Source organism: Streptomyces sp. NPDC104313, assembly GCF_055583985.1.
The window spans coordinates 1-13,522 of record NZ_JBVJMW010000019.1 but is presented as its reverse complement, the minus strand read 5'-3'; the positions used below and the strand labels follow the sequence as shown (position 1 = coordinate 13,522).

13 protein-coding genes, 1 tRNA gene and 1 pseudogene are annotated in these 13,522 nt (G+C 70.2%); 8 read left to right on the top strand and 7 right to left on the bottom strand.

Annotated elements, in window-relative coordinates; genetic code table 11:
- Position 1: 1 nt before the first annotated feature.
- The 3 genes from ACZ60Q_RS31695 to ACZ60Q_RS31685 are packed head-to-tail and all read left to right on the top strand — an operon-like array spanning position 2 to position 1,555.
- Positions 2–373, top strand: coding sequence for a DUF742 domain-containing protein (locus ACZ60Q_RS31695; protein ID WP_006128964.1), 372 nt, complete (start codon positions 2–4; stop codon positions 371–373).
- A complete protein-coding gene (locus tag ACZ60Q_RS31690; RefSeq protein ID WP_050362084.1) occupies positions 351–974 on the top strand; it encodes a GTP-binding protein in 624 nt (207 codons plus the stop codon). Before ACZ60Q_RS31695 ends, ACZ60Q_RS31690 begins: the two co-directional genes overlap by 23 nt.
- On the top strand, positions 971–1,555 hold the full coding sequence (locus ACZ60Q_RS31685; RefSeq protein WP_469641006.1) for a GAF domain-containing protein: 585 nt from the start codon (positions 971–973) through the stop codon (positions 1,553–1,555). The genes ACZ60Q_RS31690 and ACZ60Q_RS31685 overlap by 4 nt, the downstream gene beginning before the upstream one ends.
- Positions 1,556–1,579: 24 nt before the next feature.
- On the opposite strand, the gene ACZ60Q_RS31680 is transcribed toward ACZ60Q_RS31685, so the two are convergent.
- Positions 1,580–2,224 carry a LacI family DNA-binding transcriptional regulator gene (locus ACZ60Q_RS31680; protein ID WP_469641094.1) on the bottom strand — a complete coding sequence of 215 codons (645 nt, stop codon included), beginning with the start codon at positions 2,222–2,224 and terminating at the stop codon, positions 1,580–1,582.
- Between the two features lie 254 nt (positions 2,225–2,478).
- On the opposite strand from ACZ60Q_RS31680, the gene ACZ60Q_RS31675 reads away from it, so the two are divergent.
- The 3 genes from ACZ60Q_RS31675 to ACZ60Q_RS31665 are packed head-to-tail and all read left to right on the top strand — an operon-like array spanning position 2,479 to position 5,215.
- Positions 2,479–3,339: an ABC transporter permease gene (locus ACZ60Q_RS31675; RefSeq protein ID WP_469641005.1), complete on the top strand. Its 861-nt coding sequence runs from the start codon at positions 2,479–2,481 to the stop codon at positions 3,337–3,339.
- Positions 3,340–3,365: 26 nt separating this feature from the next.
- Positions 3,366–4,388, top strand: a complete 1,023-nt coding sequence (locus tag ACZ60Q_RS31670; RefSeq protein WP_469641004.1) for an ABC transporter substrate-binding protein — start codon at positions 3,366–3,368, stop codon at positions 4,386–4,388.
- Positions 4,385–5,215, top strand: coding sequence for an ABC transporter ATP-binding protein (locus ACZ60Q_RS31665; protein ID WP_469641003.1), 831 nt, complete (start codon positions 4,385–4,387; stop codon positions 5,213–5,215). The genes ACZ60Q_RS31670 and ACZ60Q_RS31665 overlap by 4 nt, the downstream gene beginning before the upstream one ends.
- A gap of 129 nt (positions 5,216–5,344) precedes the next feature.
- Here ACZ60Q_RS31665 and ACZ60Q_RS31660 read toward each other — a convergent pair whose 3' ends face one another.
- From ACZ60Q_RS31660 to ACZ60Q_RS31650, 3 genes are all read right to left on the bottom strand, one after another.
- Positions 5,345–5,758, bottom strand: coding sequence for a hypothetical protein (locus tag ACZ60Q_RS31660; RefSeq protein ID WP_469641002.1), 414 nt, complete (start codon positions 5,756–5,758; stop codon positions 5,345–5,347).
- A gap of 107 nt (positions 5,759–5,865) precedes the next feature.
- Positions 5,866–6,594, bottom strand: coding sequence for a sugar phosphate isomerase/epimerase family protein (locus tag ACZ60Q_RS31655; RefSeq protein WP_469641001.1), 729 nt, complete (start codon positions 6,592–6,594; stop codon positions 5,866–5,868).
- 152 nt (positions 6,595–6,746) lie between these two features.
- A complete protein-coding gene (locus ACZ60Q_RS31650; protein WP_469641000.1) occupies positions 6,747–10,247 on the bottom strand; it encodes a ThuA domain-containing protein in 3,501 nt (1,166 codons plus the stop codon).
- Positions 10,248–10,469: 222 nt separating this feature from the next.
- On the opposite strand from ACZ60Q_RS31650, the gene ACZ60Q_RS31645 reads away from it, so the two are divergent.
- Entirely contained in the window at positions 10,470–10,868 is a 399-nt protein-coding gene (locus ACZ60Q_RS31645; protein WP_469640999.1) for an MmcQ/YjbR family DNA-binding protein, read from the top strand.
- A gap of 179 nt (positions 10,869–11,047) precedes the next feature.
- Here the strand turns inward: ACZ60Q_RS31645 and ACZ60Q_RS31640 are convergent, their stop codons facing one another.
- On the bottom strand, positions 11,048–11,950 hold the full coding sequence (locus tag ACZ60Q_RS31640; protein WP_469640998.1) for a transketolase family protein: 903 nt from the start codon (positions 11,948–11,950) through the stop codon (positions 11,048–11,050).
- Positions 11,951–12,038: 88 nt separating this feature from the next.
- On the bottom strand, positions 12,039–12,749 hold the full coding sequence (locus ACZ60Q_RS31635; RefSeq protein ID WP_469640997.1) for a transketolase: 711 nt from the start codon (positions 12,747–12,749) through the stop codon (positions 12,039–12,041).
- A 127-nt stretch (positions 12,750–12,876) separates the two neighbouring features.
- Here ACZ60Q_RS31635 and ACZ60Q_RS31630 point away from each other — a divergent pair.
- Positions 12,877–12,950, top strand: a tRNA-Pro gene (locus tag ACZ60Q_RS31630).
- 221 nt (positions 12,951–13,171) lie between these two features.
- On the opposite strand, the pseudogene ACZ60Q_RS31625 reads toward ACZ60Q_RS31630, so the two are convergent.
- Positions 13,172–13,522 (bottom strand): annotated as a pseudogene (locus tag ACZ60Q_RS31625) (integrase core domain-containing protein); the annotation flags it as partial.

Genomic DNA, 13,522 nt, shown 5'->3' with positions numbered 1-13,522 from the left:
GGTGCCGGCCCCGCAGGACGGGCCGCTGCTCGATGACGCGGCCGGGCGGCTGATCCGGCCGTACACGATCAGCAACGGCCGCACCCGGCCGTCGACCGCGTTCGACCTGCTGTCCCTGATCATGGCCACGGGCATCGAGCCGGACATTCCGCTCGGCCCGGAGCACACCGTGGCCCTCGGCATGTGCGAAGGGCCGATGTCCGTCGCCGAGATCGCCGCGCACCTCCGGCTGCCCGCGGTCGTCGCCAAGGTCATCCTCTCCGACCTGGTCGCCTGCGGCGCGGTCACCGCGCACGCTCCCGCTTTCCACGACATGCCCACCGACCGATCCCTGCTGGAGGCAGTGCTCGATGGTTTACGACGACAGCTCTGATCGCACCCGAACCTCCGAGTTCTTCCCCGTGGCACTCAAGGTCCTGGTCGCCGGTGGATTCGGCGTCGGCAAAACGACGTTCGTGGGCGCGGTCAGCGAGATCGCCCCGCTGAGCACCGAGGAACTGCTGACCCAGGTCAGTGTGGGGACGGACAATCTGGAGGGTGTCGAATCCAAGACGGCCACCACCGTCGCCATGGACTTCGGCCGCATCACGCTCTCCGAGCAGCACGTGCTCTACCTGTTCGGCACACCGGGCCAGGAGCGCTTCTGGTTCATGTGGGACGAACTCTCCCAGGGTGCGCTCGGGGCCGTGGTGCTGGCCGACACGCGGCGCCTCGCCGAATGCTTCGCCGCCGTGGACTTCTTCGAACGGCGCGGCATCGGATTCATCGTCGCCGTCAACGAGTTCGACGGCGCCTACCGCTACGAACCGGACGAGGTCCGCGCGGCGCTCGACCTCGGGCCCGAGGTGCCCGTAGTCCTGTGCGACGCCAGGATCGCCAGCTCCGGTACGGGCGCCCTCGTCACCCTCGTACAACACCTCATCAACGCCACCACGGCGCCCGCCCCACTGCAGACATTCGGAGCCCACCCGTGACATCCTTCGCCACCGGCCGGATGCTCCTGACACCCACCGACCGGCATGGCCCGGCCCGCGCACAGCGGCTGCGCAAACTGGATCTCGGCGAACGCCCCGACGCCTCCTACGACACCTTCGACGCCTTCGCCGACAAGGTGGCCGAAGTCACCGCCACACCCTTCTCGATGGTCAACTTCATCGACGAGAACCGGCAGTTCTTCGCGGGACTGCACACCCCGGCGGGCAACCGCGCCGGCCAGGACCTCGGTTCGGCCGCGGCGGGCAGCCACCGCAGCAGCCGGTACATGGCCCGCGATCACGGCTACTGCCCGCACGTCCTCGTCCGGCGCAAGGCCCTCGTCCTGGACGACGTCTGCGACTACCCGCGCTTCGCGGGCAATCCGGTAGTGGACGACATAGGCATCCGCTCCTACCTCGGGGCGCCGCTGATCGACCGTACCGGCATCGCGCTGGGCACCGTCTGTGCCGTCGACACCGTGCCGCGCCCCTGGGGGCGGGCCGGGCTCGACACCATCAAGTCGCTCGCCCATGAACTCGTCCGCCAGATCGACGACCGGGAGTGCCACCACCCTCTCTGACGGCCCTCCGGGCGGTGCCGTGCTTCAACTCCCGTGCGGAGCGGCGGTGCTGCTCCGAAGAACCACGTTCCCCTCGATCCGCAGCACCCGGGAGCGCCCCGCACCCGACGGTGTCCGCAACGCGAGGGCGATCACCTGCTCGCCCATCTCCGTGAGCGGCAGCGCCACCGTGGTCAGCGGCGGAGACACCTCACATACGACAGGGATGTCGTCGAACCCCGCGAGCGACGTGTCCCCGGGGACGCGCACGCCGGCCTTCCGCGGCGCGGCGAGCGCGCCGACGGCCATCACGTCGGTCACCGCGAACACACAGGTCGGCCGCGAGCCCCCAGAGCCATGTAGCTGCCGTGCCGCCGCGTGTCCGCCCTCCCGGGTGAACGCGCCGCGCACCACCCGCTCCAGGGTGATGCCCGCCCGGGCGAGTCCCTCGCGCAAGCCCGTCAACCGGTCAGCCACCATGGTCAGTTCGGGAGGTCCGCTCAGCACCGCGAAGTCCCGGTGACCCAGCGCCACCAGCGACGCCGCGACGTTGGGGATGTAGCCGAGGAGTTCGGCCGCCGCGCGCACCCGCCCGCGCAGGTCGTCGCGGACCCGGGTGGTGGCGTTCAGTGCCCGGGACGCGGTGGCCAGCGAGACGCCCGCCTCACGCGCCACCGCGTCGAGCGTCACCTGGGCGGCGGGGGCCCGTCGTCGCGTATCGGGGTGGACCGGTGCTTCCCGTTCACTCAACTCGACCCCAGGGGTGCGGTGGTGGCAGGGCCCCGAAACCTCGGGACGACCTCTTGACCGTGTGAGGGAGCAGTCATTAGCGTGGCGGCACCTTGCCAGAAAGCGCTTTCTGCAAGCGCCTTCACGGGAAGAGTCCACAGCGTCGAAGCATGCACAGGTCTCCACAACTGCCCCCGAAGTCCAGGGAGTTCATCGTGAGCCAGAGTGCGTTGGCCAAGCGCCCCGCCGATGTGGCGGGCGTCGCCCGTCGGGACGGCCCCACGACCGGGGAACGGATCGCCCGCGCGGCGGAGCAGAGCTGGCGGCCCCTCACCCTGCTGCTGGCCGCCCTGGTGGTCTGGTGGGTGATCGCGGCCGTCGAGCTGATCGAGCCCTACCTCGTGCCGTCGCCCGGCGCCACGCTCGACGTCCTCACCTCGAAGACCGGGTACCTCTGGCAGCACACCTGGGTGACGACGTACGAGACGCTCCTCGGCTTCGTCATCGCGGTCGCCGTCGGTGTGTTCGCCGCGGTGGTGATGGTCCACTCCTCGACGGTGGAGCGCACGCTCTACCCGATCCTCCTCTTCGCCCAGGTCGTGCCGAAGATCGCCATCGCCCCGCTGTTCGTGGTGTGGCTCGGGTTCGGCATCGCCCCCAAGATCCTCATCGCCGTCCTCATCGCCTTCTTCCCGGTGGTGATCTCGATGGTCACCGGGCTCAAGGCGGTCGACCCCGAGATGCTCCAACTGTCCGCCACCATGGGGGCGAAGCCCTGGCAGACCTTCGTGAAGATCCGGTTTCCGGCGTCCTTGCCGCACCTGTTCTCCGGGCTCAAGGTGGCCGTCACCCTCGCGGTGACCGGTGCGGTCGTCGGCGAGTTCGTCGGGGCGAACGAAGGGCTCGGCTACGTCATTCTCCAGGCCAACGGCAACCTCGACACCCCGATGCTCTTCGCGGGGCTACTGGCGATGTCGCTGATCGGCGTCGTGCTGTTCGTCATCGTCGAGATCGCCGAGAAGCTGCTCCTGCCATGGCACGCCGGCCGGCGTGAGTCCTCGGCCACCACGTTCTGAACCCCCGTCGCGAGAAGGGCCAGCCCATGCATGCGCGCAGACTCCTGATCGGTGTCGTACCCCTCGCCCTGGTGGCCGCCACCGCCTGCGGCGGCGAGGACGCGTCGACCAGCACCAGTGACTCCGGCGAGGAGCTGGACAAGGTCACGCTGACGCTCAACTGGTATCCGTACGGCGAGCACGCGCCGTTCTACTACGGCAAGCAGCAGAGAATCTTCGAGAAGCACGGTATCGACCTGGACATCCGGGCGGGCCAGGGCTCCCAGAAGACGGTCCAGGCGACGGCCGCCGGGCAGAGTGACTTCGGCTGGGCCGATACCCCGGCCCTGCTCGCGGGCGTCGACCAGGGCGTCAAGGTGAAGAGCCTCGGCGTCTTTCTCCAGACCACCCCTGCCTCCGTGCAGTCCTTCGACGCCAAGGGCATCGACGGGCCGGCCGATCTGAAGGGGCGGACGATCGCCGGGACGGCCGGGGACGCGCTGTCCAAGACCTTCCCGATCTTCCTGAAGAAGAACGGCATGGGGGAATCGGACGTCACCGTCCAGAACACCGACCCGGCGGGCAAGATCGCCGCGGTGATCTCGGGGAAGACCGATGGGCTGCTCGGCTACGCGAGCGACCAGGGGCCGATCATGCGGGACAAGGCGAAGAAGCCGGTCTCCTACATCCGGTTCTCCGAGCACGGACTGAACTTCTACTCCAACGGGCTGCTCGCCGGGCAGAAGGTCCTCAGCTCCAAGCCGGAGGTGGCGGAGCGCATGGTGAAGGCGGTCAGCGAGGCGTGGTCGGCCGCCGCGACCGCGCCCGAGCCGGCCGTGGCGGCGATGCGAGGGGCGTCCGAGCAACTGCCGCCGAAGGCCGTGCTGTCCGAGCAGTTCGCGACGACGCTGACCCTGCTCCACACGGCGGCGACCGAGGGCAAGGCGCCCGGCGTCAACACCGAGGCGGACTGGCAGCAGACCATCGACGTGTTCGCCGAGGCCGGCATGGTCACGAAGCCGCGGGCCGTGGCGGATTACTGGGACACCGAGAAGGCGCTGAAGGGATGACGACGCAGCGGCGGCAGGCGACGCCGCGCACCGGGTCGGCCGCCGGGGCGGACCCGGCAGCGGCGGTCCGGCTCGCGGACGTGTCGGTCCGCTTCCGCGGCAGGAAGCGTGAAGTGACCGCGATCGGGGATGTCTCGCTGGACGTGACGCCGGGCGAGTTCGTCGCCATCGTCGGACCGTCGGGGTGCGGCAAGTCCACCCTCCTCAAGCTGGTTGCCGGCCTGCTCACCGCCTCCTCGGGACAGGTCCTGCTCGGTGGCGAGCGTGTCACCGGGCCCCGGCACGACATCGGTTACGTCTTCCAGCGCGCGGCCCTGCTGGAATGGCGCTCGGCGCTGCGCAACATCCTGCTCCAGGCCGAGATCCGCCACATGGAGCCGAAGCCCGCGCGCGGCCGGGCCGACGAGCTGATCCGGATGACCGGCCTGACGGGCTTCGAGGACGCCTACCCGCACGAACTCTCCGGCGGCATGCAGCAACGCGTCGCGCTCTGCCGGGCGTTGCTCCACGAACCGCCGGTCCTCCTGATGGACGAGCCCTTCGGCGCGCTCGACGCCCTCACCCGCGAGCAGATGAACACCGAGCTGAACCGGATCTGGCGGACCACCGGCACCACGGTCCTGCTGGTCACCCACTCCATCTCGGAGGCCGTCTACCTGGCCGACCGGGTCGTGGTGATGAGCCCGCGCCCCGGTACCGTCACGGAGATCATCGAGGTGGGCCTGCCCGCCGAGCGCGACTACAGCGAGACGCTGGGCCGCCCGGAGTTCCGCGCCGCGGCGGCGCACATCCGGGATCTGCTGGGCGCGGTGTCCGCGCACGACTGAGGGGGCCCTCGGGCCGACAAGGACCAGCGAGCGGTACGTGCCGGGCAGGCCTCCTGCCCGGCACGGTCGCGTTACGGGTGCCGTGACACGACGCTTCCGCGGGAAGGACGCGTCGTTCCCGCGCGAGGGCTACGGCTGCCGCACCGCTTCGGCCGCGACGCCGGCCGCGCGCAGCCTCCGCGCCAGCAGTTCGATCTCGGGCCCGGTGCCGTGGTGGCCGCCACCGAGTATCAGCTCCAGCAGTGCCCGCGCCTGGGGGAGCGTCCGCCCGCCGTCGATCCGCAGGACGCGGAGGACCGGCAGCCGCCGGACAGGGGCTTCCGACAGGACCAATCGGGCTGCGCCGTGCTCGGCGAGTACCCGGGCGCGCAGATGATCGGGAAGGGCGCCGCCGCACACCAGCACCGTCGATTCGCAGCGGGAGCACCGGTGCTCCTCGTCCCACCGCACGTGGTCGCCCATCACCGCCTGGGTTCCCGAACAGTGAAGATCCGCCGCGCAGTTGTCGCAGGCGGCCGACCAGTGGACCGTAGCGATGTCCATCTCGGCACCCTTCCCGGTAGGGGAACTCCTTGCCCTCAAGCACGGAACGCGGCCCCGGCCCCGGGCGCGGTGCCGCGCACCCCGGGCCGGACCGCTCGCACCGTCGCTCAGTAGCGTAGCCGGGACAGATACCGGAAACTGGCCCGGGCGGAGGCGAACGGGTCGGCCGGAGCGTCGTGCTCCACCAGCCACTGCTCGACCCCACCCTGCCGGGCGGTGTCGAACATGGCCGGGAAGTCCAGGATCCCCGACCCGACGTCCGCGAAGTCCCCGTTCGGCGCCATGTCCTTCACATGGAGCGCGGGGAAGCGGCCCCGGTGCCGGACGAACAGCTCGCCCGGGTGGGAGGAGCCGCCGTCGGCCGCCCAGTACAGGTCCAGCTCGAAGCCGACGAGCTCCGGATCGGTCTCGTTCAGCAGGGTGTCGTACAGGCTGACGCCGTCCACCACTTCGTGGTCGTAGCCGTGATTGTGGTAAAGCAGCTTCAGTCCGGACTCCCGGGCGGCCAGCCCCGCCCGGTTGAACTGCCGTGCCACCTCCCGGTATCCGTCCGGTGAATGCAGCGAACCCGGCAGGCTCGGCACCACGATCCACTTGCCGCCCAGCGTACGGACGTCCTCCAGCGCCTGCGGCAGCCCGGAGCCGGTCACGATGTCGTAGCCGACATGCTCCAGGACCGCCTTGAGCCGGTTCCGGTCCAGCATCTGCCGTATCGCGGAAGGGGAGTTGCCGTGCCGGCCGCTGACGCCGACCGTCGCGTACCCCATCTCCGCGAGCTGCTCCAGCGTCCCGGCGAAGTCCGCCGCGAGCGGCGTCCGCATGGTGTACAGGTGCATCCCGATCCCCGACGGGGGGATGCGCCGGCAGCCCCGCCGGCCGGCCGCGGCGGCCGGGGCCGCGCCGAGCCCGGCGGCAGCCACCGCCCCCAACGCCGCACCGAGAAAGGCCCTTCGGGCTCCGTTCGCGTGGTTCGATCCCACGGGGCTCCTCACTTGACGTCGATGCGGACGGCGCCGGTGCTCGTGTCGCCCTTGTCGTCGGTGACCGTCAGACGCGCGGTGTAGGCGCCCTTGCGGTCGTAGGTGTGCGTCGCCTTCGCGCCCTCGGGTCCGGACGGCTTCACGTTGTCGCCGAAGTCCCAGTGGTACGAGACGATCGTGCGGCCCTGCGCGGCCTTGACCGTGCTGCTCAGCGACACGGTGAGGGGAACGGTGCCGGATGCGGGCCCGGCCTTCACCGTCACCTTGGTCCCGGCCTTCTTCTCCACACCCGAACCGTTGAAGTGCAGCCAGTCGACCGAGAGCAGATCGGCCTTGCCGGGACCCCAGTCCGGGTTGGTGAAGACGGCGTACAGCGTGGTCGTGCCGCCCGGATTCCTGAGCTTCGTCGTCGGAGAGACCAGCTTCTCGTAGCCGCCGGTGTTCGGAATCCTCACCGAGCCCAGCAGCGCGCCGGTGGGGGAGCCGGCCCGGAACTCCACCGTGCCGCCGAGCCCACCGGAGGAAGCGCCGACCGTCACGGAATCGACGCTCTTGAGATTCACCGGGTCGAAGGCGACCCAGTCCCCGTCCTCGATCTCGATCAGCCGCTTCCCGCCGGACGCGTCGGCCCGACTGCCGATGTCCGCACCGCCGCCCGCGCCGCCCGTCGCCGTGCGGTGCTCGGCCTCACGGAAGGAGGCCCGCAGGGTCAGCGAGGCGGAGCCGGTCAGCGCCGGGGCGTCGGGAGCGCCCTTGTCCTCGTACTGTGCGGTGATCCCGTAGTAGAGGTTCTGTCCCGGGCCATGGCTGTCCCCGGCGTCCGTGACGATCTCGCCCGTGCAGCCGGTGTAGTTGTCCAGCGGATGCAGATGGGCGTCATGACCGAGCTGCGACTGCACCACGACCCGCGAGCAGTCGATCGGACCGCTCCGGCCGTCCTCCTCGTCGGTCACCTTCACCGTGAACGGGATGGTGTCCCCGAAGCTGAACATCCCACCGTCCGGCGGCCTGTGGACCGTCACCTCCGGCCGGGTGTTGCCCACCGTGATGTCCCGCACCGCGAGCGCCGTCAGTTCGTCGGGGCCGGTCACGGTCAGCCGCGCGGTGTGGAGCCCCTTGGCGGTGTACGTGTGCGAGGGGTCGGGCTGCGTCGAGTCCGTGGTGCCGTCGCCGTCGAAATCCCAGGCGTAACCCACCGGTTGATCTCCGGGCAGGCCCGAGCCCGCACTGGAGAACCTCACGGTCAGCGGGGCCGTTCCGCTGTCCCGGTCGACGGAGATCTTGGCGTCGGGCAGCCGGCCGTCTCCGACGTAGTCGATCCGGTAGACGCCCGCGCCCTCGTTGCTGCCCCCGCGTCCGGTGCCGCTGCCGAGGCCGAAGTCGATGACGTACATCGCTCCGTCAGGGCCGAAGTCCGCGTCGAAGGGCTGGTTCCACTCCATGTCCTCGAAGATGCCGTTGATCGACTGGAGGTCCCCCGCCTGCACGGGGGCGAACCGGGGATCGGTGAAGGTCTGGTCCTCGCTCTGAAACGAGAACGTCTTGAACCAGCGCCGGGTCAGCTCGTAGTTGAACGCCTTTCCCTCGAAGTACTCCGGGAACTTGGTGCGGTAGGTGTTGTCCGGGTCGTAGTCGTAGACCGGGCCGCCCATCGGGCCACCCCCGCCGGTTCCCACCTCCGGGAACTCGGCCGAGGCGGAATAGGCGTACCAGACCGTGGCGGGCTGGGCGGGCGGCAGCTCCCGCAGGCCGGAGTTGTTCGGCGAGTCGTTGACCAGTGCCGAGCAGTCGAACTTCGGCCCGGACGTCCTCGTCGCGAAGTCGTAGTCGTTGAAGGGGGTGTTGTTCCCGACGCAGTACGGCCAGCCGAAGTTCCCCGGCTCCGTGATGCGCGTGTACTCCACCGTGCCCTCCGGCCCCCGGTCCGCCTTCGCCTGGCGGGCGTCGGGGCCGTAGTCCGCGACCATCAGGGCTCCGCTCAGCGGATCGGTGGTGATCCGGAACGGGTTGCGCATGCCCATCGCGTAGATCTCGGACCGCGTCCTCTCCGTCCCCGGGGCGAAGAGGTTCCCCTCGGGGACCGAGTACGTGCCGTCGTCCTCGGGAGTGATCCGCAGGACCTTGCCGCGCAGATCGTTGGTGTTGCCCGCGGTCAGCTGCGCGTCCCAGGCGCGGCGGCCCTCGCCCTCGTCGATCGGGGTGAAACCGTCCGAGGCGAACGGGTCGGTGTTGTCGCCGGTCGCCGCGTACAGGTCGCCGTCCTTGTCGAAGGCGAGCGAACCGGCCATGTGCGAGTTGGCCCGGCCCTCACCGCGCAGCGTCGGCACGGTCAGCAGCCGCTTCTCGGACGCCGGGTCGACGGTGTTGCCGTCGGCGGTGAAACGGGACAGGTTGAGCCGCTTCTCGACCTTGTCGGAGTACAGGAGATAGAGCCAGTTGTTCTCCGCGAATCCGGGGTCGAGCGTCAGCCCCAGCAGCCCGTCCGACTGGCTGGTCATCTCCGGGGTGTACGCGAAGTCCAGTGCGGTGGAGACCTTCATCGTCTCCTGGTCGATCACCTTCAGCTTTCCGGTCCGCTGGGCGAAGAACACCCGGCGGTCGGGAGCGACGGCCAGCTCGAACGGGTCGGCCAGATCACTCGTGGCGAGCGGGGTCCGCTGGAAGGACCCCGTGCGCGTCGCGGTGCAGTCGCCCTCCGCGGCGCCGGCCGCCCACTGGATGCCGCCGAGGAGGTGCTTGACGAACCCCTCCTCCTGGAAGGACGCCTCCTCGTGTCCGCCCGCCGTGAACCAGGAGCGGCCCCCGTCGTAGTTCTGGCACCAGGAGAACGGGTGGTCCACGCCCTCGTCGAGCCCGTCGATCCCGTCGCGCACCTTGATCTGGGCGAGGGTGTGCACCTTGGACGTGGGGTTGGCGCGCCAGTTGTACCACTCCTCCTGGCGCTCCCAGAGGTCGGGAAGGTGCTGGGTCGAGGGGTGCGTGTGGTCGAGGACCTTGATCCGGCCGGTCTGGGGGGTGGGGTGCTTGTCGAAGATCGCGCCGACCAGTCCTTCGTACCACTTCCAGTCGCGTTCACTGGCGGACGCGGAGTGCAGACCCACCCAGCCGCCGCCCGCGCGGATGTACCGCTGGAGAGCTGCCCGTTCCTCGGCGTTGAGCAGGTCACCGGTCTCCGGGGTGGAGTTGGTGTTGTTGAAGACGATCGCCTGGAACCGGCCGAGGCCGGCGTCGTTGAAGACCGAGGAGTCGGCGGTCGCCTCCACCTCGAAGCCGTGCTCGGCTCCGAGCTTGCGCACCGCCTCGATCCCGGCCGGGATCGAGGGGTGGTCGGAGTTGGTGACCTCGGAGTAGACGAGTACCCGGTACGAGGCGGCCGCCTGCGCGCCGGTCGGCGACGCCACCAGCAGGGCGAGGACCAGCGCCAGGAGCGAGGTGACGGCGATGAGGGGGGACGGGCCGCCGGGGGATCGGCCGACGCGGCCGGCCCGGCGTAACGAACGGCGTCTCATGGAGCGCTCCCTGTGCGGTAGATGCCGACGGCGGAGTGTAGAAAGCGCTTGCTGAAGTACGCCGTTCAGAGTAGGTTCAGCCCTCCGACGGGGTCAATGGGTCTGCGGGGCCCACCGCGCGGGGCGGGGCGCGGGGCCCGGTCGCGGGTGGATGTCGGTGCCGGGCGTTACGGTCGAATCCCGGCGAGAAGCCGCCGGGGCCCCTCGAAACGGAGGCCCGGGATGACCGCCGACGCCGCGCTCACCGCCGCCGATGTCCGCTCGGCCGCGCTGTCCCTGCCCGACACCACGGAGAAGCTCGCCTGGGGGCAGCCCACCTTCCGGGTGGCGGGCAAGATCTTCGCCTCGCTCGGCGACGACGAGACGTCGATGGGCGTGAAGTGCCCCAAGGAGGACCGTGCCGAGCTGATCGCCGCCGAGCCGGAGAAGTTCTTCCTCCGCGAGGGGCACGACGACCACTACGCCTGGCTGCGCGTCCGGCTGTCCGCCCTGGAGGACGCGGGTGAGCTGGCCGCCGTCCTCGCCGACTCCTGGCGGCAGGCCGCCCCGCGCCGACTGGTGGCGGCGCACCCGGAGCTGGACGTGCCGGGCGACGGGGTGGCGGGGGCGGGGGAGGGGTGAGCGCTGCGGGCGGCCGGTTTCGGGGGTGGCCCGGGGGTGTGCGGTGCGCGCGTGCGGGCGGAGCTGATGGTGTCGTGACCCGCAAGGGGGCATCGTCGGAGCGGTCCGCGCGTGCGGGCGGGGCTGATGGTGCGGGTGCGCGGGCCGAGCCATCGGGCCGGGTGAGCGGGTCCTGCGGATCAGGGGCGCAGAAATCCGGTGATCCGCTTCCGCAGGCCCTGCGCGTCCAGGCCGTGTGCCGCGAGGTGCTCCTCCAGCAGCCCGTACCGGCGCAGCTCGGCGCGGCGCACCCCCAGCCCGAGCACCCGGTGGGGCAGGTCGATCAGTGCTTCGCCCGCCACGGCGGCGGAGGTGCCCGCCAGATACGGCTCCACGATCACCACGTCGGCGGTGGTGGCCGCGCCGACAGCCCGGCGCACCCCGGCCGCGTCGAACGGCCGCACGGTCGTCGCGTACAACACGGTGGCGTCCAGTCCCTCGGTGGCGGCGAGGACATTGTCGAGCATGGGGCCGACCGCGATCACGGTTCCGTGCCGCCCTTCGCGCACCACGGTGAACCCGGCCGTGCCGCTCACCGCCAGCGCCTCCCGGTTCGCCTGGAGCGAGAGCCGTACGTACACCCGGTCGTCGCCGGCGACCGACTCCCGCAGCAGGGCCTCGGCCTCGTCCGGATGGCCCGGCACGTGCACCGTCCAGCCGTCGAGCGTGTCCAGGAGGGCGACGTCTCCGGGGGACATGTGCGTGAAGCCCCCGGCCGGCCAGTCGTACGACCCGCCCGCGCTCACCAGGATCCCGCCGACGCCCTGATGCCCGAAATCCAGCTTGACCTGCTCGAACGGTCGCTCGACCAGGAAGCTGGCGAAGGTGTGCACGATCGGCCGCATTCCCGTCAGCGCCATTCCCGCGCCGGCCCCGACCAGCAGTTGCTCCCGGATTCCCACGTTGATCACCCGGTCCGGGTGGGCGTGCCGGGCCGGGTCGAAGCCGTCGGCGCTGATGTCGGCGAGCACGACGGCCAGCCGGGGCTCCTCGTCCAGGAGCTGTGAGGCGGTGCTGATGAATCGGTCACGCATGGTGTCCATGAAGGGGTCCCTTCCGGGGGCTCCGGTCTGCGAAGCGGCGGTTGTGCGGCGGTTATGCGGTGGTGGTCGTGCGGGGCGGTCGGTGCGGTCAGCTCTTGGGCTCGACGCGGGCGACGACGGCCAGCGGTTTTCCCGGGTGCGGTGCGGTGAACGCCGCGTACAGGGCCTCGTGATCGCGACCGTCCACGGTCACCGCCGCCCACCCGGCGGATGTGAAGCGGGAGGCGATCCCGCCGGGCCAGCCGTGGGTGGCGGACGCGTTGTCGATCACCAGTGTGTGCAGCTGTTCGAGCCCGGCCGGGCCCGCGTGGGCGATGGCTTCGTGATTGCTGCCCTCGTCCAGCTCGGCGTCGCCGATCAGGACCCATACCCGGGGATCGGTGAGGCCCTGGGCACGCAGCCCCAGCACGGTGCCGACGGCGAGCGGCAGCCCGTGTCCCAGGGACCCGCTGCCGATCTCCGCCCCCGGCACCAGCAGCCGGTCCGGGTGGTGGCCGAGCGGTGAGTCGTACGCTCCGAAGCCGGGCAGCAGCTCCTCCCCGAAGAAGCCGTGCGCGGCGAGGACGGCGTAGTACGCCATCGGCCCGTGCCCCTTGGACAGCAGGAAGCGGTCCCGCCCGGGGGCGTCGGCCGTGTCCGGTGTGACTCGGAGCACCCTGTCGTAGAGCACCCACAGGGCGTCGAGTGTGGAATGGGCGGCGGGGGCGTGCTTCTCGGCGCCGGTCATCAGGGCGATCAGGCGGCCGAGGTCATGGAATTCGTGGGGGCCGCGTGCCGACGCGGAGGTCGTGTTCGTCATGTCACCGATCGTTCAACATCAACCGTGGTTGAGGTCAAGCCCGGAATGGTGTTGGTGACCACCTGCTGGAGTGCGGTATTGTTCTCATGCACGTTCGGACAGGGGAAACCCCAGGTCAGACGGGCAGCGGGACGTGGCGCAGCTTGGTAGCGCACTTGACTGGGGGTCAAGGGGTCGCAGGTTCAAATCCTGTCGTCCCGACTGGAGACAGTCACAGATCAGGGCCGGTTTCGGAACAATCCGAAACCGGCCCTTGATCATTTTTTGGGGACCGGTTGGGGACCAGTTAGGGTCTGGCGTCCTTGACCGGGCCTGCGGGGCAGCGGGTCATGACGATGGGGATTGGCAGCGAGTGAGGTGACCCCCGGAGTGTGGACACAGGGGTTCATGCTGCGAGTCTGAGTTTTAGCTGTCTTGTGGTGCTGTTGTTCGAATTCCATCGGAGAGAGGTAGCCCAGCGCGCTGTGGCGTCGGCGGGCGTTGTAGTAGGTGAGCCACTGGAAGATCTCCAGTCTCGCCTGTTGCATGGTCGAGAACAGCTTCCCGTGCATCGCCTCTCGCTTCAGGCCCTGCCAGAAGCTCTCGGCGAGGGCGTTGTCGTAGCTCGAGCCGACTCTGCCCATGCTCCTGCGGATGCCGTACCGGTCGCAGACCTGCGCGAACGCGGCCGACGTATATTGGGTGGATTCAACTGATCGTCGCAACACCTCGATCTTGGAGGTGCTGGATGGGCCGGCCGACGGGATGGGCCACTCGGATGACGGGGCGTCCGG

What these genes read in the sequence shown, in the direction of transcription:
- ACZ60Q_RS31690 (WP_050362084.1), top strand. Translation starts at nt 351, where the DNA reads ATGGTTTACGACGACAGCTCTGATCGCACCCGAACCTCCGAGTTCTTC.
- ACZ60Q_RS31670 (WP_469641004.1), top strand. Translation starts at nt 3,366, where the DNA reads ATGCATGCGCGCAGACTCCTGATCGGTGTCGTACCCCTCGCCCTGGTG.
- ACZ60Q_RS31665 (WP_469641003.1), top strand. Translation starts at nt 4,385, where the DNA reads ATGACGACGCAGCGGCGGCAGGCGACGCCGCGCACCGGGTCGGCCGCC.
- ACZ60Q_RS31660 (WP_469641002.1), bottom strand. Translation starts at nt 5,758, where the DNA reads ATGGACATCGCTACGGTCCACTGGTCGGCCGCCTGCGACAACTGCGCG.
- ACZ60Q_RS31655 (WP_469641001.1), bottom strand. Translation starts at nt 6,594, where the DNA reads ATGCACCTGTACACCATGCGGACGCCGCTCGCGGCGGACTTCGCCGGG.
- ACZ60Q_RS31650 (WP_469641000.1), bottom strand. Translation starts at nt 10,247, where the DNA reads ATGAGACGCCGTTCGTTACGCCGGGCCGGCCGCGTCGGCCGATCCCCC.
- ACZ60Q_RS31645 (WP_469640999.1), top strand. Translation starts at nt 10,470, where the DNA reads ATGACCGCCGACGCCGCGCTCACCGCCGCCGATGTCCGCTCGGCCGCG.
- ACZ60Q_RS31640 (WP_469640998.1), bottom strand. Translation starts at nt 11,950, where the DNA reads ATGGACACCATGCGTGACCGATTCATCAGCACCGCCTCACAGCTCCTG.
- ACZ60Q_RS31635 (WP_469640997.1), bottom strand. Translation starts at nt 12,749, where the DNA reads ATGACGAACACGACCTCCGCGTCGGCACGCGGCCCCCACGAATTCCAT.